The sequence below is a fragment of the Staphylococcus sp. 11-B-312 genome, from assembly GCF_016743055.1.
Taxonomy (GTDB): Bacteria; Bacillota; Bacilli; order Staphylococcales; family Staphylococcaceae; genus Staphylococcus; species Staphylococcus ureilyticus.
Window position 1 is genome coordinate 1,729,458 of record NZ_CP068241.1, and the last position, 21,363, is coordinate 1,750,820.

18 protein-coding genes and 1 pseudogene are annotated in these 21,363 nt (G+C 33.4%); all 19 read right to left on the minus strand.

Features of this window, described 5'->3' with window-relative positions:
* Nucleotides 1-5: 5 nt before the first annotated feature.
* A complete protein-coding gene (locus tag JG554_RS08225; RefSeq protein ID WP_046208695.1) occupies nucleotides 6-1,313 on the minus strand; it encodes a uracil-xanthine permease family protein in 1,308 nt (435 codons plus the stop codon).
* 302 nt (nucleotides 1,314-1,615) lie between these two features.
* Entirely contained in the window at nucleotides 1,616-2,143 is a 528-nt protein-coding gene (pyrR, locus tag JG554_RS08230; protein WP_064209064.1) for a bifunctional pyr operon transcriptional regulator/uracil phosphoribosyltransferase PyrR, read from the minus strand.
* A 518-nt stretch (nucleotides 2,144-2,661) separates the two neighbouring features.
* The gene (locus tag JG554_RS08235; RefSeq protein WP_070658392.1) at nucleotides 2,662-3,579 is read right to left on the minus strand and encodes an RluA family pseudouridine synthase; all 918 of its coding nucleotides are present in this window, start codon (nucleotides 3,577-3,579) and stop codon (nucleotides 2,662-2,664) included.
* 12 nt (nucleotides 3,580-3,591) lie between these two features.
* Nucleotides 3,592-4,068: a signal peptidase II gene (gene lspA / locus JG554_RS08240; protein WP_064209066.1), complete on the minus strand. Its 477-nt coding sequence runs from the start codon at nucleotides 4,066-4,068 to the stop codon at nucleotides 3,592-3,594.
* A gap of 136 nt (nucleotides 4,069-4,204) precedes the next feature.
* Nucleotides 4,205-4,999, minus strand: a complete 795-nt coding sequence (locus JG554_RS08245; protein WP_070812716.1) for a VOC family protein — start codon at nucleotides 4,997-4,999, stop codon at nucleotides 4,205-4,207.
* 311 nt (nucleotides 5,000-5,310) lie between these two features.
* Nucleotides 5,311-8,061 (minus strand): isoleucine--tRNA ligase, encoded by a 2,751-nt coding sequence (gene ileS, locus JG554_RS08250; protein ID WP_107360191.1) that lies wholly within the window; start codon nucleotides 8,059-8,061, stop codon nucleotides 5,311-5,313.
* Between the two features lie 239 nt (nucleotides 8,062-8,300).
* Nucleotides 8,301-8,936: a DivIVA domain-containing protein gene (locus tag JG554_RS08255; protein ID WP_046208701.1), complete on the minus strand. Its 636-nt coding sequence runs from the start codon at nucleotides 8,934-8,936 to the stop codon at nucleotides 8,301-8,303.
* 134 nt (nucleotides 8,937-9,070) lie between these two features.
* The gene (locus tag JG554_RS08260; RefSeq protein ID WP_046208702.1) at nucleotides 9,071-9,841 is read right to left on the minus strand and encodes a YlmH family RNA-binding protein; all 771 of its coding nucleotides are present in this window, start codon (nucleotides 9,839-9,841) and stop codon (nucleotides 9,071-9,073) included.
* A 106-nt stretch (nucleotides 9,842-9,947) separates the two neighbouring features.
* Nucleotides 9,948-10,237 (minus strand): annotated as a pseudogene (locus tag JG554_RS08265) (YggT family protein).
* A 12-nt stretch (nucleotides 10,238-10,249) separates the two neighbouring features.
* Nucleotides 10,250-10,831, minus strand: a complete 582-nt coding sequence (locus JG554_RS08270) for a cell division protein SepF (RefSeq protein ID WP_046208704.1) — start codon at nucleotides 10,829-10,831, stop codon at nucleotides 10,250-10,252.
* A 5-nt stretch (nucleotides 10,832-10,836) separates the two neighbouring features.
* Nucleotides 10,837-11,511 carry a YggS family pyridoxal phosphate-dependent enzyme gene (locus tag JG554_RS08275; protein WP_203265228.1) on the minus strand — a complete coding sequence of 225 codons (675 nt, stop codon included), beginning with the start codon at nucleotides 11,509-11,511 and terminating at the stop codon, nucleotides 10,837-10,839.
* Nucleotides 11,512-11,529: 18 nt separating this feature from the next.
* The gene (gene pgeF / locus JG554_RS08280) at nucleotides 11,530-12,318 is read right to left on the minus strand and encodes a peptidoglycan editing factor PgeF (RefSeq protein WP_070658380.1); all 789 of its coding nucleotides are present in this window, start codon (nucleotides 12,316-12,318) and stop codon (nucleotides 11,530-11,532) included.
* Nucleotides 12,319-12,556: 238 nt separating this feature from the next.
* Nucleotides 12,557-13,723: a cell division protein FtsZ gene (gene ftsZ, locus JG554_RS08285; RefSeq protein ID WP_046208707.1), complete on the minus strand. Its 1,167-nt coding sequence runs from the start codon at nucleotides 13,721-13,723 to the stop codon at nucleotides 12,557-12,559.
* A gap of 29 nt (nucleotides 13,724-13,752) precedes the next feature.
* On the minus strand, nucleotides 13,753-15,159 hold the full coding sequence (gene ftsA, locus JG554_RS08290) for a cell division protein FtsA (RefSeq protein ID WP_070658378.1): 1,407 nt from the start codon (nucleotides 15,157-15,159) through the stop codon (nucleotides 13,753-13,755).
* 105 nt (nucleotides 15,160-15,264) lie between these two features.
* Entirely contained in the window at nucleotides 15,265-16,155 is an 891-nt protein-coding gene (locus tag JG554_RS08295) for a cell division protein FtsQ/DivIB (protein ID WP_107360190.1), read from the minus strand.
* A gap of 14 nt (nucleotides 16,156-16,169) precedes the next feature.
* The gene (gene murD, locus JG554_RS08300; RefSeq protein WP_064209076.1) at nucleotides 16,170-17,519 is read right to left on the minus strand and encodes a UDP-N-acetylmuramoyl-L-alanine--D-glutamate ligase; all 1,350 of its coding nucleotides are present in this window, start codon (nucleotides 17,517-17,519) and stop codon (nucleotides 16,170-16,172) included.
* A gap of 1 nt (nucleotide 17,520) precedes the next feature.
* On the minus strand, nucleotides 17,521-18,486 hold the full coding sequence (gene mraY, locus JG554_RS08305; protein WP_046208710.1) for a phospho-N-acetylmuramoyl-pentapeptide-transferase: 966 nt from the start codon (nucleotides 18,484-18,486) through the stop codon (nucleotides 17,521-17,523).
* Between the two features lie 201 nt (nucleotides 18,487-18,687).
* Nucleotides 18,688-20,970: a penicillin-binding protein gene (locus tag JG554_RS08310; protein ID WP_046208711.1), complete on the minus strand. Its 2,283-nt coding sequence runs from the start codon at nucleotides 20,968-20,970 to the stop codon at nucleotides 18,688-18,690.
* Nucleotides 20,951-21,355 carry a cell division protein FtsL gene (ftsL, locus tag JG554_RS08315; protein WP_046208712.1) on the minus strand — a complete coding sequence of 135 codons (405 nt, stop codon included), beginning with the start codon at nucleotides 21,353-21,355 and terminating at the stop codon, nucleotides 20,951-20,953. The genes JG554_RS08310 and ftsL overlap by 20 nt, the downstream gene beginning before the upstream one ends.
* Nucleotides 21,356-21,363 lie beyond the last annotated feature (8 nt).

Genomic DNA, 21,363 nt, shown 5'->3' on the forward strand with positions numbered 1-21,363 from the left:
GACGTTTATTTATTTGACTCAATCTCTTGCGGTAAAATTAAGTTTAGTAGAATACCTGCCAATGCTGCTAATGCCATCCCTTCAATTTCTAAATTTATACCTATACCATTCAGATTGAAGACTAGGTTGCCAATACCTATAACTAATATGACTGATGCGATGACTAGATTTCGGTTACTTGCAAAATCAACTTCACTTTCTACAAGCATTCGCAGACCACTTGCTGCAATAATTCCGAAAAGTAATATCGATACACCTCCCATAACAGGGGTTGGTATAGATGAAACTAATGCTGTGAATTTGCCTACAAAACCTAATATTATAGCGATGACTGCAGCACCTCCAATAACATATATACTATAAATTTTCGTGATAGCTAAAACACCTATATTTTCTCCGTATGTTGTACTTGGTGGGCCACCTATAATACTTGCAAACATCGTTGACACTCCGTCACCAATAATTGATTTGTCTAATCCTGGATCTTTAAAGAAATTTCTTCCTACGATTTTGTTAATCACCATTTGATGTCCAATGTGCTCACTAACTGTCACAAAAACGATTGGTATTAAGACAAGTACTAAACCTAGATGAAATGATGGTGTGTAATCTTTAAATGGTAGGTACACTTCAGGAAGTTGCAGCCATTTTGCTTCAGCTACAGGTTTAAAATTAACAAGCCCCATAAATATTGACACAATGTACCCCGTTATAATGCCGATTAATACAGGTATAAGGGACAAGAAACCTTTAAAGTATCCTTGAACTATAATCGTCACCAGCAGCGTAATCATTGCTACTACTAAATAACTTAAGTTATAGCCTTTCATATCTCCTGAATTTTCAAACATCGCCATATTGACTGCAGTAGGAGCCAGACTCAAACCAATCACCATAATAACTGGTCCAACAACAACCGGGGGAAGTAAGTGCATAAGCCACCCTGTTCCACTTAACCTAATAGCTAATCCAATAAGCACATACATCACTCCGCTCATAAACAATGCTACTAACATGTCACCTAAGCTATGTGAATTCAATCCAGTTATGATTGGTGTGATAAATGCGAAACTTGAACCTAAATATGCGGGTATTTTCGCTTGTGTAATTAATATATATAATAATGTCCCTATCCCTGATGCTAGTAAAGCAGATGATATCGGTAATCCAGTTAAAAATGGTACGAGGACAGTCGATCCAAACATTGCAAATAAATGTTGAGTGCTTAGAAATGCCCATTGTCCTAACTTAGGTTTATCTCGTACATCTAATACTGGTTTAGCTGTCCGTTCAAACATTGTTTCATTTTCCATGACTTTCCGCTTCCTCTCATAAAAAAAGTCCCTTTACATTGTTTTCATGTAAAGAGACTTAAAAAGTATCTATCCTCAAATCAAAATTCAGCTTGTTCAAACAACATTACGACTTAAATCGTTAGCATTGCTGTTTGAATACTTAGCTTAAATTAAGTTCAGATGATATGGAGAGAATCTATAGTATATGTTTTTATAATATAACTATATTTTGAAGTGTGGCTTCCTAGAAACTTGCCTTTGACTTCCACATGATTCTCTTCCCTTTTTCAGTCTCTCGTACTGAATTAAAAGGTGTTGATTTATTCAATTACAACTGCATTTCTACTATCTATTTCACTAAGAAAAACCGAGACAGCTTCTTCTCTAGCGGTCGGTATATTTTTACCAACAAAGTCTGCGCGTATTGGAAGCTCCCTATGTCCACGATCAATAAGCGTTGCTAATCCTATTTTACTAGGTCTTGCATATTGAAGTACTGCATCAAGCGATGCTCTAACTGTACGCCCAGTATATAGAACATCATCCACAATAATCACGACTTGATTTGTTATATTGACATCAATTTCATACGTCTGTTCTGCAACTTGATCTATTGTCTGTTCTAAATCATCTCTAAATTGTGTAATATCAATCGTACCTGTTGGGACAGTTATTTCCTCAATTTGTTCAATTTTTTGTTGGATACGTCGTGCTAAAAATGCCCCTCTTGTTTTAATGCCTAATAAAATTAATTCATCAGTACCTTTGTTGTATTCTAAGATTTCGTGTGCAATACGTGTAACGGTTCTTTGTATTGCTGCTTCATCCATAATTACGCGTTCTGACATTTTGGGCACCTACCTTAATCTTAATGATATTAAAAAACCTCACATCTTCAGAAGACATGAGGTAGCGTAATAAAATATTACAAACAAAATGTAGAGACATATCTAAAACTTAGATGATTTCTCCATCATAACCATTTTTGTACTTGTGATTATGACTTTTATCGCGTTTTACGAAAAACTACGATGGCTTTAGCTATTGTTATAACTTAAATACTTTGTTTGTATATTCTATTTTCATTACATGTCTTCGAAGCCTCTCTGGACTTTCAATTAAAGACGTTCGTTCTTTATTAAACTGTCATTATATTATCATGAATAACATATCGTTGCAAGTCTATATTAGAATATCGTTCGTTTTATAAAAGCGATCGTTTGCCTTTAAATCATTTTTTCACTTCTAGTCATCCTTGTTGGGGTGAGATAACGAAATCTAATTAATAAAATTAGATTTCTGTTCCAATCCTATTTATATATCATGGTATTATCTAAAATTCACGATATAACTTAGCAAAGCATTATTAATTATCAGATTTACGAACATCATTTAAGAGTTGCTCAAATTCCTCTGGTAAAGGTGCTGTCTTTTCAATATACGCTTGTGTAACTGGATGTTCAAAACCGATTACTGCAGCATGCAATGCTTGACCACCAATATCTAATGTTTTTTTCTGACCATATTTGGGATCTCCTACTAAAGGGTAACCAATGTATTTCATATGCACACGAATTTGGTGAGTACGGCCTGTTTCTAACTGACATTCTATTAACGTATATTTATTAAAATGTTCTAATACATTAAAGTGAGTAATCGCGTCTTTACCATCATCAACTACAGCCATAGATTGGCGGTCATTCTTATTTCTACCAATAGGTGCATCAACAGTACCATAATCATGTGGAATGTTACCATGTACCAATGCAATATATTTACGCGTTACTGATTTATCTATCAACTGCTCTACTAAACTACGATGTGCAACATCATTTTTTGCAATCATTAATAACCCGGAAGTGTCTTTGTCAATACGATGTACAATTCCTGGACGTATCTCTCCGTTTATACCAGATAAGTCTTTCATTTGATACATTAGTCCATTTACTAATGTACCCGTATAATGACCTGCTGATGGATGTACTACCATCCCTTTAGGTTTATATACAATTGCGACATCATCGTCTTCATAATAAAAATTCAGATTAAGATTTTCTGGTTTAATATCTGCCTCAACAATTTCTTTCTCAGTTACTATAATTTTATCATTTGACTTAGTTTTATAATTGGATTTTATCACTTTACCATTGACTTTAACCAGGCCTTCTTTAATCCAATCTTGCATTTGAGTACGTGACCATTCAGTATTAAATTCAGGCAATAATTTATCTATTCGTTGTCCTACATTAGCTGGGTCATCTATATTAAACTCATGAAATTCCATACACTATCTCTCCTATTCTTCTGTCCTCATATCCCTTAATAATGCGATTATTACTAAAACGACGCCTATAGTTAAACTAGAATCAGCTACGTTAAATATTGGAAAATTATAACTAAATATATAAGTATCAACAAAGTCTACAACTTCACCATTTAATACGCGGTCAATAAAGTTACCTAAAGCACCAGCAAACAATAAACTTATAGCAATTTGCATTAACAAATTATGCTTCGCTTCTTTTATAAAAAAGACAATGAGTATGATCAGAATAATGACAGTTATAATATAGAAAAAAGCCATCTTTCCACTTAAAATTCCCCATGCTGCACCATTATTTCTATGTGAAGTGATACTCAAAAAATTAGGGATTACTTCAAATGAGTCACCAATTTGCATTGTTTTAGTTATTATAAATTTTGTGATTTGATCTAATATAAGTATAACAATTGTTATAAATATAGAAATACCAATATAGTACTGACGTTTCATGTCTGTACCTCCTATTTGTTCTTCGTGCGGTCGCTTTTTACAACAACTCTCATTATATCCTAATCAAACTTATAAAAAAAGTTACAGTTCAAATAATAAGTTGATTTTTTAAAATGTTATTAAAATAGACATTATTCTAGAGTACGGAATAATAATTAAACCTAAATTGAATACCATCAGGTCCAGCTAATAATTTATGTGTTGTTTCTGGAAAATGAAAATCTACACACGCTAAACCATAAGTTCTATGATTTTCTATACGTTTTACACTTGATAACCAATTATTCACTACGAGATGTTGGTGATAACCATTTGAAGCTAAATAAACCGCACTGTCAGTTTCTACAGAAGAAGGTACCAAACCAAAGTAATTTTTATAATATTGCTTAACTCTATTTAATCGAATTGTTTTTAAATTTATATATCCAATAATACTTTCATCAGGAATACCTTGCCACTTCTCATCTGAGACATAAGTTAGTAATTTAGGTACATTTAATGGTTTTGTTTCTAAAACTGCTTTTTCATTTTCAATAGACCATTCATCAATGGGATTATCTACATAAAACTCCAAGCCGTTTCCTTCCGTATCTACTAAATATAATGAAGTTGAAATGTCGTGTTCGCCACCATTGATAGGTATTTTATATTCACTGAATTGCACAAGCAAGTCTGCTAAGTCTGTTTTAGATGGTAATTTTATCGCTAAGTGAAATAAACCTGCTTCTGAAACAAGAGGTTCTCTTCCCATATTGATTTGATTAAGTGTCATGAAGTGATTCAGATTACCAACCTCATATTGAATTGTAGAATATGATTCATTTACTACATTTAATCCAATAATATCTCCATAAAATTTTTTCATTTCATCTTTATCTCTTACATTTAATATAATGCCATTTACAAAATGGGCACTTTCGTTATGGAACATATTTAACACCTTTCTAATTGCTTATTGCATCCATTATATCTGATTTATTTAATTTTAAATTTTAATATGCTCATTTTAATCTTACTTTTGGATTCGTGAAATAACTCGTTTCATTTTTATATTAGCGAAAAGAAAACCTGGGACATCGTACTGATGTCTCAGGTTTTTCAAAAATATTAGTCATAACTTGTTTTAATGTAAAAATACATATCGCACTTTTTATAATTCTATTTAAATACATCAGAACAAAACCGTTTAATATTTTATGAATAACGTATTTGCCATGTTCTTACTTTAACATTTATCAATATTTAAACAAGTGTTTTAACTACTGCTTGACAACGCGGACATAGGTTATCTAATTCACCTACTGAACCCAATGATTCACTATAGTTCCAACAACGTTCACACTTTTCTCCGTGAGCATGTTCAATGTGGATATCACCATATTGATATGATTCTCCATTTTCAACTTTATCAACTACCTCCGCTTGTGAAGTAATAAATAATTGTTGTAAGTCAGAGAATTGTTGTAAAAATGTAGTCGCATCAAAGTTATCATTGCTACCGATTACCACTTTGGCTTCTAATGATTTACCAATTACTTTTTCATTACGCGCAACTTCTAAAGCACGGTTCACATCGTCACGCAATTTCATAAATGTATTCCATTTTTCCATGAATTCAGTATCAACTGCTACACGTTCAGGCATACGTGTTAAATGAACACTTTCTTCCTCTACATGTGGGATATGTGACCACACTTCTTCAGACGTATGCGCTAGGATAGGCGCTAATAATTTTGTCATGTCTACTACAATTTGGTACAACACTGTTTGCATACTGCGACGTTTATGTGCATTCTGCTCTTCAATGTACAAGATATCTTTACCGTAATCTAAATAGAAATTACTTAATTCAACGTTAATGAAATTTTGTAATTCTTGATATATATCTAAATAATCATAATTATCATAATTGTCTAGCGTATTCGCAGTAAATTCACGTAATCTATTTAATAAATATTTATCTACTTCTAATAGCTCAGATTCTGCAATTGCATCTGTTGAAGGATTATAATCATTTAAATTACCTAACATAAATCTTAAGGTATTTCTAATTTTACGATATACATCAGAAGTTTGTTTTAAAATTTCATCAGAAATACGCACATCTGATAAATAATCTACACTACTTACCCAAAGACGCGCAATATCTGCACCTTTTTGTTTGACGATTTGATCAGGTACAATAACATTACCTAATGATTTACTCATCTTTTTACCTTCACCATCCATCACAAATCCATGTGAAAGTAACATTTTATATGGTGAAATTCCTCTCGTAGCAACAGAAGTTGTAATTGAAGAGTTAAACCAACCTCGGTACTGGTCACTACCTTCTAGATATAAATCAGCAGGATATGATAGTTCCGGACGTTCTTCTAATACACCACGGTGTGATGATCCAGAATCGAACCAAACGTCCATGATATCTGTTTCTTTTGTAAACACACCATTTGGACTGCTTGGATGTGTGAACCCTTCAGGTAGTAACTCTGCAGCTTCTCGCTCAAACCATACATTTGAACCATGTTCTTGGAATAAATCTGCAACATGATTAACAGTTTCCTTAGTCATAATAATATCGCCATTTTCCGCATAAAATACTGGTAATGGTACACCCCAAACACGTTGACGTGATATAACCCATTCGCCACGATCTCTTACCATGTTATAAATACGAGTTCTACCCCAATCAACCTTGAAGTGTGTATCTTCGATTGCATCTAAAATATCTTGACGTACTTTATCAATAGAGGCAAACCATTGTGGTGTTGCACGGAAAATTACAGGTTTTTTAGTACGCCAATCATGTGGGTAACTATGAGTAATAAATTCTAATTTTAATAATGAACCATTTTCTTTTAATAAATCTGTAATTTCTTTGTTCGCTTTATCGTAGAACATACCTTCAAATTGACCGGCTTCTTCTGTAAATACACCTTTATCATCTACAGGGCTAATAACAGGCAAGTTATATTTTTGACCTACTACAAAGTCGTCTTCCCCATGTCCAGGTGCCGTATGGACACACCCTGTACCAGCATCTGTTGTCACATGTAATCCATTAATCACGAGTGACATACGATCAACAAAAGGATGTTGTGTTTCGATATACTCTAAGTCACTACCTTTGAATTCTTTTTCTAATTCAATGGCATCTTCGTTCCATCCTAATGCTTCAGCAACATTAGCAACTAAGTCTTTACCGATGATATATTTGTCACCATTCACATTATATTGACCATAAATTAAATCTGGGTGTACTGTGATCGCAACATTCGATGGTAATGTCCAAGGTGTAGTAGTCCAAATAACGAATTTTGCACCTTCATCAACAATACCTTTGCTATCTTTAACATCAAATGCTACATAAATAGATGGCGAACGCTTATCTTGATATTCAATTTCTGCTTCAGCAAGTGATGATTCACTAGATGGTGACCAATAAACTGGTTTTTTACCTTTGTAAATAAGACCTTTATCAGCCATTTCACCAAATAAACGAATTTGTGCAGCTTCATATTCCGGTTTTAATGTAATATATGGATCAGCAAAATCTCCTTTAACACCAAGGCGTTTAAAATCTTTTTTTTGATTTTCTATTTGTTCTAACGCAAATGCTTCACATTTTCTTCTAAATTCAGCAATTGATAATTCTTTACGCTTAACACCTTTTTTAGTAAGCGCTTGTTCGATTGGTAACCCATGTGTATCCCAACCAGGAACATATGGTGTATAGAAACCTTGCATTGTTTTATAACGCGTAATAAAATCCTTCAAAATTTTATTTAACGCATGTCCCATATGTAAGTTACCATTTGCATATGGTGGACCATCATGTAAAATATAATGTTCGTTATCTTTATTTTTGTCTAATGCTTTTTGATAAATATCATTAGCATCCCATTCTTCTTGGATTTTTGGCTCTTTATTCGGTAATCCTCCACGCATTGGAAAATTCGTTTTCGGCATTAATAACGTATCTTTGTAGTCCATTTCCTACACTCCTTATTACAATATTCTGACTTGATTAGTATTTAACAATAAAAAGAACTCTAAGTTCAATTAACAGGGACGATATATACCGCGTTACCACCCTGATTAACTCAACTTAGAGTTCTCTCATTGCATGTTATTCAGTTAAAACTACAGTGATATAAGAAACAAATATATATTAGGCTCACACTATCCCTAACTCGCTTGAATATATCGACTGTTTCTTACGCGTCTGCTGTTTATTGTTTATTATTCTCATTATCTGTTGAACCGCTGTTATCTGTTGCTTCTGCATCCGCCTCTGCCGTACTATCTGCTTCAGCTTTTGCTTTCATCGCTTTTTCTTCTTCAGTTAATTCATTTTCATTTAAATGATTAATATTCTCTTGTGTTACTTGTTCAGAATCAAGGTCATAATTTAATAAATAATCCCAATCATCATTTTTAAGTAAATCTAACTGTGCTTCTACTAACATACGGAAACGAGATCTAAATATTTTAGATTGGCGTTTCATATCTTCTGTTTGGAAAGAAAGACGACGAGCTTTTTCAACTGCATCATTGACAATACGATCTGCTTCGCTTTTTGCTTTAGCAATTGTTGCCTCTGCATCTTTATTGGCTGCTGCTTTCGTCTCTTCTCCAGCTTGTTTCGCTTGAACTAATGCATCGCTCACAGATTGATGCACATCTTTATAAGATTGAATATTTGTTTCTTTATCTTCGACAACTTTTTCTAGTTGTGCTTTATCTTCTTTTAAACGTTCAATTTCATTACTGAGCTGTTCTAGATAACTTTCAACTTCAGTTGGTTCAAAACCCGTTTTCACACGAGTAAAGGATTTGTTTTTTATTTCACTTGGTGTAAAAGCCATGCGTCATTATCCTCCTTCTATCATACACTATTTTGTAATTTCATTAAATATCATAAATAAAATTTCATCTTATATGGTATCATTGCTTATTTTAGTCGTTAAAATTCGGTTGTTCTACACTTTATAAGTATAACTTATTTAAATAAAGTTTTGTAGGAAATTCGTACTTTATCTTTTTTTGTTTTTCCACCAATATCAGTAATCATTGCTCTGCCATAACCTTGAATAGATAGTAAGTCTCCTTTATCCAGTTGGAAATCTGCAGAATCAATAATCGTATGATTAACTTTAACACGTTTCTTTTCGATTAACTGTTTGCTAATGGAACGAGATTTACGAATCATTTCTTTTAGAACGACATCTAATCGTAAACCAGATACGGTTGTTTCGGATGAGTGCCAGTTCTCTACTGATTGTATCATATCTTTTATTGGTAGCGCATTTAGTTTAACTGTCGCGCCTTTAATTTTATTTAATTCCAATATAATATATGATTCTAATTGCTTTGTCAAAGTAAATTGTATGCGATTATCTACAACAATATCACCTAATTGGTCTCTTTCGATTCCCAATGACATAATTGTGCCCAAGACATGTTGGTGTTGAAGTGTGACAAATTTTTGAGGATAATCGATTTCAAAAAGAATGATTTCAAAATCTTCCACCTCAGGTTGAAAGTAATCTGGTGCTATGATGGCTCTTTGTCTCTCAGCATATGGCCCACCATAAAAAGTAACTTCTAAATCTTGAAAACTACCAACTACAACATTTAATATATATTGGCCTCTGGGATCTAAAAAGGAAGTTAATACAGGTGCAAACTGGTCGTTGGCACGATAACACTTATCGATGAGTTGATCGATTAATTCATGTTCTTCTTTTCTAAAATGTTGATAAATATCGATGTGATTTCACTCCAAATATAAGTTAAAGCACCTCTCGTTTTTAACGTTAGGTGCTTAACATTTATTTTATAATTTATTCAAATATCATTTATCCTCAATACAAAACTTACACTAAATAATTTAAAATTAAATTAAAAATATTTTTAAACCAGTTTGGAATAATACAAGTACAATTATTGCAACAATGGATGAAATATCAATCATGCCAATAGGTGGAATAATTTTACGGAATGGTTCTAAAAACGGTTCATACAATTTTGATAAAAATTGACCGAATTTATTTTCACGTGCGCCTGGAAGCCATGACATAAAGAAATATACAATCATCCCAAAGTAATAAATTTGAACCAAGAATAAAATAAATTGAAATATATTTGCTAATAAACCTATATCCATGAATGTTTACCTCTATTCACCTTGGTATTCCATATTTTCGATTTGGTCTGTTATGCTTCCTGCAACTTCAACATTATCTGGCGTACATAAGAATATGTCAGAACCTACACGTTGAATGTCTCCACCAATTGCATAAACGGTACCACTTAGAAAATCGATAATTCTTTTTGCAGATACTTTATCAATACGTTGTAAGTTCACTAAAGTTGCTCTGCGATTTTTTAATTCGTCCGCAATGTCTTGAGTATCTGAAAAGACGCGTGGTTCAAATAAACACATTTTAGAACTTTCTTGCGTAAAACCATAATTGTTTTGATCTTGATTATTCATGTTCACAACGTTCCTAGTATTATTTTTAGGTGCACTGTTATTCATTTGATACTTCCTTTCCCCGGTTGATTGTTGTAATCTTGTTGGTTGTTTTTTGGGTACGGACTGTATGCGTTGTCTTTCTGTATTGTCATTTTGTTGATTATTATAATTTGTTTGAGACTGCGCTTGTTGTCTATCTTGTTCTTCTTCAGGTGGCGCTTGTAAATCATCGTCTTCCTCTTCAACTACGAAAAAACCACTAAATAAATCTTTTAAAGCCACGGGGCTCACTCCTCTTTTCCTACAAGTTTAGTCCCAATTCTCACAAATGATGCACCTTCTTCGTCTGCTAAATGGTAATCATTACTCATTCCCATTGACAATTCTGTGCATGGTGCATAATTTAAATTGAGCGCTTTAATTTCATCTCTCTTTGCTCTTAATGATTTGAATAAATCTTTAATATACGGTTCATCATCCGTATAAGGTGCCATCGTCATAAGACCAATTATTTCTATGTTTTCATATTGCTCTAAATCCTTAATAAACGTATCTACCTCATCTAAAGCGATACCTTGTTTTGACGTTTCTCCAGAAACGTTGACTTGAACAAAACATTTCACTTTATGTTCAGCTCTTTTATTAATCTCTTTTGCTAATTTCAGACGATCTAAAGCGTGAAAATAGTCGATATCGTTAATGACCTCTTTAACTTTTCTTGTTTGTAAAGAACCGATAAAATGCATGACTACATCGTCTGGTAAAGCTGCTTTCTTTTGTTGAAAACCTTCTAAACGATTCTCACCAAAATGTCTAATACCTGCTTGATAAGCATCATTAGCTCGCTCTATTGTAACATATTTTGTCACTGCTATCACGTGCGGGACTGTTGTAATATTACCTTTTTCGCAATGTATTTTCAATTGTTCATTTATTTGCGCTAAACTTTGTTGTACATCCAATTTTTATACACCTCTTAGTTATTGACCAATATAAGCTAACATACGACCTGTATCGCCTTTCTCTACTCTATATGAAAAGAACAAATTTAAATCTTCCGATGTCGCATAATTCGTTATATAAATATTATTTTTCGGAACACCATCATACTCTAACAACATAGCATTCGCCTTTTTTAGGTCTATGCCATGACGATTGTCACCTCTTGTTTCGATATATTGATGAGCATCTATAGGTAATTGCTCAAACTTGCTTTTAATATCATCATTAATTTCATATGAATTTGCAGTTGCTGGTCCAATAACAACGCTTAAGTCGTTCCAATCAAATGGTATACATTTTAACATTTGATTGACAATTTGACCTACTGTGCCACGCCAACCTGCATGAGCTAAGCCTACAAAGTGATGTTTTTCGCTATAAAAATAAATTGGTACACAATCTGCATAACACATAGTTAATAAAATGTCATTTTCAAATGTATACATACCATCTATACCATGTAATGCATTAGAAAGACTATCAATATTAGTACCTTTATCTTTGTTTGTAATTTCAACTACCTTATTTTCATGTGTTTGAATCGGGAAAACCCATTGATTTCTCGGAAACTGAATTACAGAAGCAAGTAACGCTTGGTGCCTCGTTACATTATCTTGATCATCATTAATGTATCTAGCCATATTAAATGCATCTTTCGGGTAATGGCTGTATCCTTCTTCTCTTGTTGTTATACCCAATTTCACATTCTTTAATTGATTATCGTCATATTTTAAAATATGACGATCTTTGATAAATTTCTCTTGCATGCTATAAACCTCCAGCTATTCAACATTTATAAACTATCTAAAGACATTCGGGAGATTCTAAATAATTGAAAACTATATTTTTCTACATAATAATGTAGTTCACAACAAATGATATGCCAACTTCTAAATTCAAAAAAGTCATCAGATCTTTGGACCTGATGACATTTATATATTTTATATTGTCTAAATTATTATTAATTATTATGAAAAACTAACAGAAGAAGAAGTCCATTCGAGATTAACGTCTAGTTCTTCTAGAACGTCTTTCTTCACGATTTCTGATAAAGCTAGGAATATCATCTTCATTTGTAGTATGTGTTCTACCTTCATTTGCACTGTCTGTCGTTTGTGATGCACTAGAAGAGAATGAATCTTCTTTTGCAGTTGTACTTCCAGATGATGCACTGTTGCCAAATCCAGTATTTGAAGCTTTGCGACCTTGAGATGAAGGTTTATCTTCAAATCCAGTAGCAATGACTGTTACTACGATTTCATCTTGTAATTCTGGGTTAATCACAGTACCGAAAATCATATTAACATCTTCATCAGCTGCATCTTGAACAATGTCTGCTGCTTCTTGTGCTTCAAATAATGATAATGACTCTCCACCAGTAATGTTCATTAGCACACCTTGTGCACCTACAATAGAAGTTTCTAATAATGGAGAAGAAATAGCTTTTTTAGCAGCTTCTACAGCACGGTTTTCACCAGAAGATACACCGATACCCATTAATGCAGAACCTTGGTTAGACATAATTGTTTTAACGTCTGCAAAGTCAAGGTTAACTTCACCTGAAACAGCGATTAAGTCTGAAATACCTTGAACACCTTGACGTAATACATTGTCTGCTTCTTTAAATGCTTCCATCATTGGTGTTGACTTATCAACAATATCTAATAAACGGTCGTTAGGGATGACGATTAATGTATCAACAGCAGCTTTCATTGATTCTACACCAGCAGCTGCTTGTGTTTGACGCTTACGGCCTTCAAACCCGAATGGACGTGTAACAACACCAACTGTTAACGCTCCCATTTCTTTTGCAATTTTTGCTACAACTGGAGCAGCACCTGTACCAGTACCGCCGCCCATTCCTGCTGTTACGAATACCATATCAGCACCTTGGATTGCATCTTCAATTTGCTCACGAGATTCTTCGGCAGCTTTTTTACCAATTTCAGGGTTTGCACCAGCGCCTAAACCACGTGTTAATTTTTCACCAATTTGGATTTTAGACTCAGCTTTAGATAAGTTTAAAGCTTGTCCATCCGTATTGATTGAAATAAATTCAACATTATTCATACCATGATCAATCATTCGGTTAACAGCGTTATTTCCGCCGCCCCCTACACCGATGACTTTTAACGTCGCTAAATGATTAAATCCTTGTTCAAATTCTAACATTTAAATTTCCTCCTAGTTTTAGTGGCCAATCAATCGAATAGAGATTTCATAAGTTTCTTGAACTTACTTTCTTCTTTGTCTTGAGGTTTACTTTCTTCTTCTTGTTCTATGTTGTCTTCATGTTCGTATGCCTCAGACGCTTCTGGTTCTTCTATATCAGAAGTTGATGTATGTGGCTCTTCTTGTTTGTTTGATTTCTTTTTGAACCAATCAAATCCGCTTGACTTCGTACTATTTTCTCGATCATTTGATTCTATGACTTCTTCTTCAAATTCTTCACTGTCATGATTATTTATTGTAACATAATCTAGTAATTCGTCGAAAGTAATGCTACTAGAAATCGTTGAAATCGCTGAAGAAAACTCTGGTTTTCTTATACCCATTTGGGATGGCGTATGAATTCTTACTTTTTCACTTACCATGTCTTGCAGCAATTCTTTAACGCCTAGTAAATTGGCCGAACCACCTGTTACAACGAAACCACCATTTACTTTTGTAAGACCTAACTCTTGTAATACATCAAACACATTAAAGAATATATCTTCCACACGTGCTTCTATCACATCTGCCAAATCTTTTTGAGTAAATTGTGCTTCTTCTTCGCTATTTATTTGATCAATAGTAAACACATCATGATCCGACGCTGAATCAAAGAAAGCGTGACCATATTGATGTTTGATTTTTTCAGCCGTTTCATAAGAAGTATTTAAACCTTTTGCAATATCTTCCGTTATATCTCTACCAGCCATTTCTATAGCATCAGCATCTACAAGCTCTCCTCTTTCGTAAAATGCCAATTGTGTTATATCCTCACCAATGTCAATAATGCATGCGCCAAGTTCTTTCTCAGTTGCCGAAAGTACTGAGCCATAATTATATGCATCAGAGTATACATCCAATACATCTACACCACAAGATTCTACACATTTAATCATGTTTATTAAAATTGATTTTTGAATCGCAATAACACCAGCTTCAACTTTCAAACTATGTCTTGCAATGAGTTCTTTAGGATCTGACACTTCATTATCGCCATCCACAACAAATTTAATTGGGAAAGCGTTTATTATTTCTGTTTCGGGTACATCATTTTTTTCACGAATACCTTCAAGTACACGCTCAATGTGTGTACCATCTAGTTCAGTATCTTCATAAAATTCAATTTCATTTGACTCATCAAATACCTCAGTTCCGATAATTGGAAGTTTTAAAAATACTTCTTTAACATCGACGCCTGATGCAATAGAGGCTTTTTTGATTGTATCTTTAACCGCTTGTTTTGCGATGTCGAAATCATCAATAAGACCATTTTTTATACCACTTGTGTAGGTCTGTCCTGTACCTATCACATTTATTCCATTGTGAAATTTTTCGCCCACTATCGCTTTAACACTTGACGAACCGATATCTATACTTACATAATAATGCTCTTCCATAGATAGGCACCTCCTGACAATAACTTATTCATGTTCACACTATTAACAGTTTACAATACGTTTTGACGCTTGTGAACTATAAACACATGTATTTGTCTAAATTTTTTAATTATTTTTGTCTGATTCTTTATTTATCTTATTTAAGGCACTTTGTAACTCGTCTTTCGCCTTATCTTCTTCTGTGTTTCCTTTGTCAACATTTTGATCACTTGTTGATTTAGTAGTACTTCCACCACTATAAGGAATAAAAGAAGCACCAACAGACAAATCAATGTAGCCTGATTTTTTTAAGCTTCCTGATTCATCACGTTCTAACGACTGTGACATTTGAGGATAATACTTCATTTTATTTGCAATAGTATTCAAATTACCCACAATTTGAATCTCATCTGTCGTATATAACTTGATTTGGTTTTGTAAATTTTCTTGCGGGTCATATTGCACTTCGGCGATCATGCTACGCACTTTTGTAGGCATTTTTGCTAATTCTTGTATTATTTTTTCTTTTTTCTCTTTTTTGAATCCTTCAAGGACGGGACCGTCATCTGTTACATTACTTTCTTCATAATTTTCTAATTCTGTTCCATCTTCAAGAATCGGTACATAATGATCTTTCTTTTTAACTAAACCAACGATTTGGCTTTCTGTCACTTTAACCTTCACCTTATTCGGCAATACTTTAGTTACTTCTGCATGCTTTATTAATTTATTCTTTTTTAAATTATTAACAGCTGATGAAGTACTATAGGTATACATTCTAGAGTCATCTTTTACATCTATCGCTTTTTTTATAGAAGCTTTAGATACATTGTCATTACCTTCAATTGTCACCGAGTTGATTTTACTCAATGGCGTGAACATATAAATAAGAATCAGTAAAATAATAAATAGCAAAATACCGAAGATTGCGTATTGGATTTGTTTTTGTTTTTTACGTCGTTTTGCACGTTTCTCTTTTAAATATTCAGAATCAAATTCACTAACTTTATCTGACATTTATTTCACAACCTTTAAAGTGAAGGTAAGTGCGCTTGGAAGCTCTTAATAAACTTATTTCCGCGCTCTTCAAATGTATTGTATTGATCCCAACTTGCACAAGCTGGTGATAATAATACAACGTCATTAGGCTCAATAACTGATTGTACTTTATCGACTGCGTCTTCTACATCTGTGGCCTTTATTACATATTTACCTTGATTCTCACCTAATTTCACAAATTTTTCTTGCGTCTCACCAAAGGTCACCATCACTCTGACGTTATTCATATATGGAATCAATTCATCAAATCCATTGCCTCTGTCTAAACCACCACACAACCAAATAATGGGTTGCTCAAATGAATTTAGAGCAAACTGTGTCGCTAAAGTATTGGTAGCCTTAGAATCATTATAATATTTATTGGTTTTGTTTGAACCTACATATTGAAGTCTATGCTCTATACCAGAAAAAGTTGTCAAACTATCTATTATGGCTCTTACTGAAACCCCTGCTAACAGTGCCGCTAACACAGCTGCGAGTATATTTTCTAAATTGTGTTCACCAGGTAATACTAAGTCATCTTTATGAATAAGTCGGAAACCTTTAAATGTAATATAACCATCTTTTACGTATATACCATCAACCTCTTGTTGTGTAGAAAAGTAATACACTTTTGCTTTTAAGGATTCTGATTCAATCAGGTGACGTTGATGATAATTACATATTAAATAATCCTCTTCAGTTTGATTTTTATATATTTGTTTTTTTGCATTTTGATAATTCTCTAAATTCTCATGATAATCCAAATGTGCAGAATAAATATTTGTAATAATCGATATATGCGGCTTATATTGATCGATACCTAGTAATTGAAATGAAGAGAGTTCAGTTATAAGGTAATCCTCTTCTTCTACTTCTTGTGCCACTTTTGAAGCTACATAACCTATATTGCCAGATAATTTACCAGTAATTCTACTTTTTTTAAACATATCACCTATTAAAGAAGTGACCGTTGTTTTTCCATTTGTTCCAGTCACGCCAATAATGGGCGCTTTGGAAACTAAATAACTTAGTTCTACTTCAGTAAGTATGTGTAATCCTCGACGTTCCGCTTCTTGAATTAACGGAACCGTGTATGGAATACCTGGATTTTTAAAAATGAGGGGTTCATTATCAAGTAAGGAAAATGGATGCGCTCCACCAACAACTTTGACACCCATATTTTCTAAATCGATTGCATGTGCATCTTGGCTTAAATCTTTGCCATCGTTAACAACGACATTTGCACCAAGTTTTTGTAACAATTTCGCAGCTTCATACCCACTTTTTGCTAATCCTATTACTAATACATTTTTATTTTCTAAACCTGTATATTTCAGCAATTTAATTCACTCCAATCCATAAGCCAATAAGACCTGAAATAATACCAACTGTCCAAAATACAGTAACAACTTTTCTCTCATTCCAACCTACTAGCTCAAAGTGGTGATGTAGTGGTGACATTTTGAAAACTCTTTTTCCTGTAAGCTTATATGATGTGACTTGAATCATAACTGATAATGTTTCAGCTACAAATACAAAACCGATAAAAATAAGTGATAATTCTTGATTTAGCATAATTGAAATTGTAGCAAAAATACCGCCTAGAGCTAAACTACCTGTATCTCCCATAAATACCTTAGCGGGATTTAAATTAAAAGGTAAGAATCCAAGTAATGCGAAAATCATGATAATACAAAACAAGCCAATAGAATTTGCGCCTTGGATATATGCCATAAGCGCATACATAATAAATCCAATAATAGAAAGCCCAGTAGAAAGTCCATCTAATCCATCTGTTAAATTGACCGCATTAGAAAAACCAACCTGCCAAAATACAATGAAAATTACATATGCAATTGATAATGGTACTTCTAAACCTGTAAATGGAATATGAATTCCCGTTGAAAAGTCTGTTAGATTAAACACTTGGCTTAATATGAAGAAAACAACTGCAATAGCGATTTGAGCAAGGAATTTTTGTTTACTCGTTAATCCTTGATTGTTCTTTTTAACAACAATGATATAGTCATCAATAAAACCAATTAATCCAAAACCAATCGTCACAAACAACAACAATATAATCGGATTTGCATTATCCATAAAAATAATAGCTAATATTGATGTGACAATGATACTAAGTAGGAAAGTTAATCCTCCCATCGTCGGTGTACCTGTTTTTTTCATATGGCTTTGAGGGCCTTCTTCTCTTATACTTTGTCCAAATTTCATTCGCTTTAGTGTTGGTATCAATACAGGGACTAATATAAATGTTATTAGTAGTGCAATGATCGCTAGTAAATAAACCATATTATGCTCCTTTAATATTAAATTGGATTGATATCGTTAATGCTAAGTGCAACTTATAAATCATATGTAACGAGGCAGTAAGTATGTTTCAAATTTCAAAATTATATTTTGTATTCAACATTTAAATTACTACCTCGCATCAATTTTCAAATGATACATTTTAACATGTTTTACCAGTGACGTCAGAAATACAATAAATTTTTATTCACTTTGTTTGTCACTGTTTGAATCTGAGTTATTATCATCTTTTTTATTAGAATCATCTTTGGACGATTCTTTTTCTTTGGATGATGTCGTCGAAGCCTCACCATTAACCGCTTCTGCAGATAACGTCACTTCTACTTTATCTTTTTTATCAACTTTTTGTCCTTTACTAACAGATTGATTAGAAACGAAGCCACTACCTTTTGTAGTTACTTTTGTTTGCGTCAAGGTTTCAAAAGCAATCACTTCTTCTTTTGTCCAACCTGTCATGTCTGGCATAGTTATATCCCCATCTGTCAGTAATAATACCTTACTATTCGGTAGCACTTCTTTATCTGGTGATACTGATTGTTTAACAACTTTATCTCCACTTCCTATGACAATTGGTTCGAGAGACTTACCATTCACCTTATCTTGTGCTTTTTGCGTTTCCTGACCTTGAACATCTGGCACTTTACTATACTTCACATCAGATTTATCTTTAGAGTTTTTATCTCCTACGTTTAAGTATTTCAATGTGTTTTCCATAATAGGTTTAAACGCTTTACTTACACCCATTTCATAAGCTTCTTGGTCATTTTTTTGTGCTAAACTCATACCAGCATACACTATTACTTCTGGATCATCTTTAGGTGCATCACCAATAAAACTTACAAAGTATGGATTTTCCCCTTGAACATAACCACCATTATCAGAGTCAGCAACTTGTGCTGTACCTGTTTTACCTGCTACGTCATAACCATCAATTTGATAGTTTTTAGCATGACTATCTTCACTGTTTACAACTTTGTCTAATTCAGTACGCACTTTCTTAGCAGTGTCTTTCGTAATTGGTTTTCCTGCAAACTCTTTTTTACCCTTATAAAAAGTATCATCAGTAACAGGATTGCTCACGCTATCTACAAACCATGGTTGCAGCATTTTACCTTCATTATTAAAAGCGGATTGCGCTCTTAACATTTGAACTGGTGTTACAGTTGTAGATTGACCAAATGAGGATGTTTTTTGCTGTGCTTCATTATCCCAAGCTATACCGCCCGTAGATTCACCATCAAACATACTCTTAGTAGATTTACCAAAACCAAATTTTTCATACCATTCTTTCATCTTATCTGAGCCAACTAAATCTTGTAAGTGCATCATTAAAGTGTTTGAAGAATACGTGAAACCAGTAGACATTGAGATTTTTCCCCAACCTACTTTATTCCAGTCAGATATTTTAGAGCCCATTACTTCTCTAGGTTCAGCAGTATATTTTTTATCAGGTTTAAATTTGCCTTCTTGAATTGCTGCCGCTAGACCATAAGATTTAAAAGTTGACCCTGGTTCATATGTGTTTTGATATAAATCATTTGCCCATTTTTTCCCAAAATCTTTACCAGTTTCTGGATTAAAAGTTGGTCTTTGACTAAATGCCAAGATTTCTCCTGTTTTCGCATCCATCACTACGGCAAACAAATCTTTTGGCTTATAATGTTCAACCATGCCATCTAACGCTTCTTCAACGAAAACCTGTATATTTGAATCAAGTGTTAAATGTACGTCATCTCCACGTTTAGGCACTTTTTCTTTTTTGGTGTTTGGTGCAATATACCCCCAAATATCATGAATATACGATAAAGCACCTTTTTGTCCTGAAAGATAGCTATCAAATATTTTTTCAACACCTAAAGCACCTTTTAATTCTCCACTATCTGGATCTTTTTGAGCTATACCTATCAAGTGAGATGCAAAGTTTCCATTAGGATAAAATCTTTCAGTTTCTGGATATAACGTCACACCAGGAAGTTTCATTTTTTCAATTTTTTCTTTCTCTTGATACGTTAAATCTGTGCCTTTTTGACCAAATTCAACTTGAAAGGCTTTTTTATTATCTAGTTTTTTCTCAATTTCTTTTGCTGACATATCAATCACTGTCGCAAGTTTTTTTGCAGTTTCTTTTTTGTCTTTTACATGCTTAGGTTTATCGCTGCCTTCGCTTGCTTTTTTATCAACAACTGCCACAACTTTATACCGTTCCACATCTTCCGCTAACACTTTGCCATTTCTGTCATAAATCTTACCTCGTTCTGGTTGCTGCTGACTATTTACTAAGTATTTTTCGTTCGCTTTCATAATTAAATCTTCACCAGAAGAGTGTCCTGTCAACATAATATATGAGTATCTTAAAACCAACGTAAAAAAGAGCAGTCCAAATCCAAGAATGAGTAGGACTGCCCCTATTTTACTTTTTTTAATTGAAAACTTCGGTTTTTTTAATTTAATTCTTCGCTTCGCCATTATTACGCACTACCTTTACATTATCGTTCTTAAGGCTCATTCCATCTTTTTTGGCCTTATCGTAAATGCGTTCATATGAGGAGTTCTTTTTAATTTCAGATTTTATTGCGCTGTTTTCACTAGATTGTTTTTCAATTTTTGTATCTAAATCTGCAATTTTTTCTCGAGTTTCATACGCATCCATTTTTAAAGATAGCATATAAATACTTATTAAAGCAATCACTGTTATAAGTCCTATGTATAACATCTTTTCAAACTTAGTTAGCTTGACAATTACTTTACGCTTAACTGTCTGGGGTTGACTCTGGGGATGAGGCGACGGTTGCGTTTGTGGTATTTGTTGTTCTGCTCCACTATACGGTTGGTATATCTTCTCTACTGCCACTCAAAAAT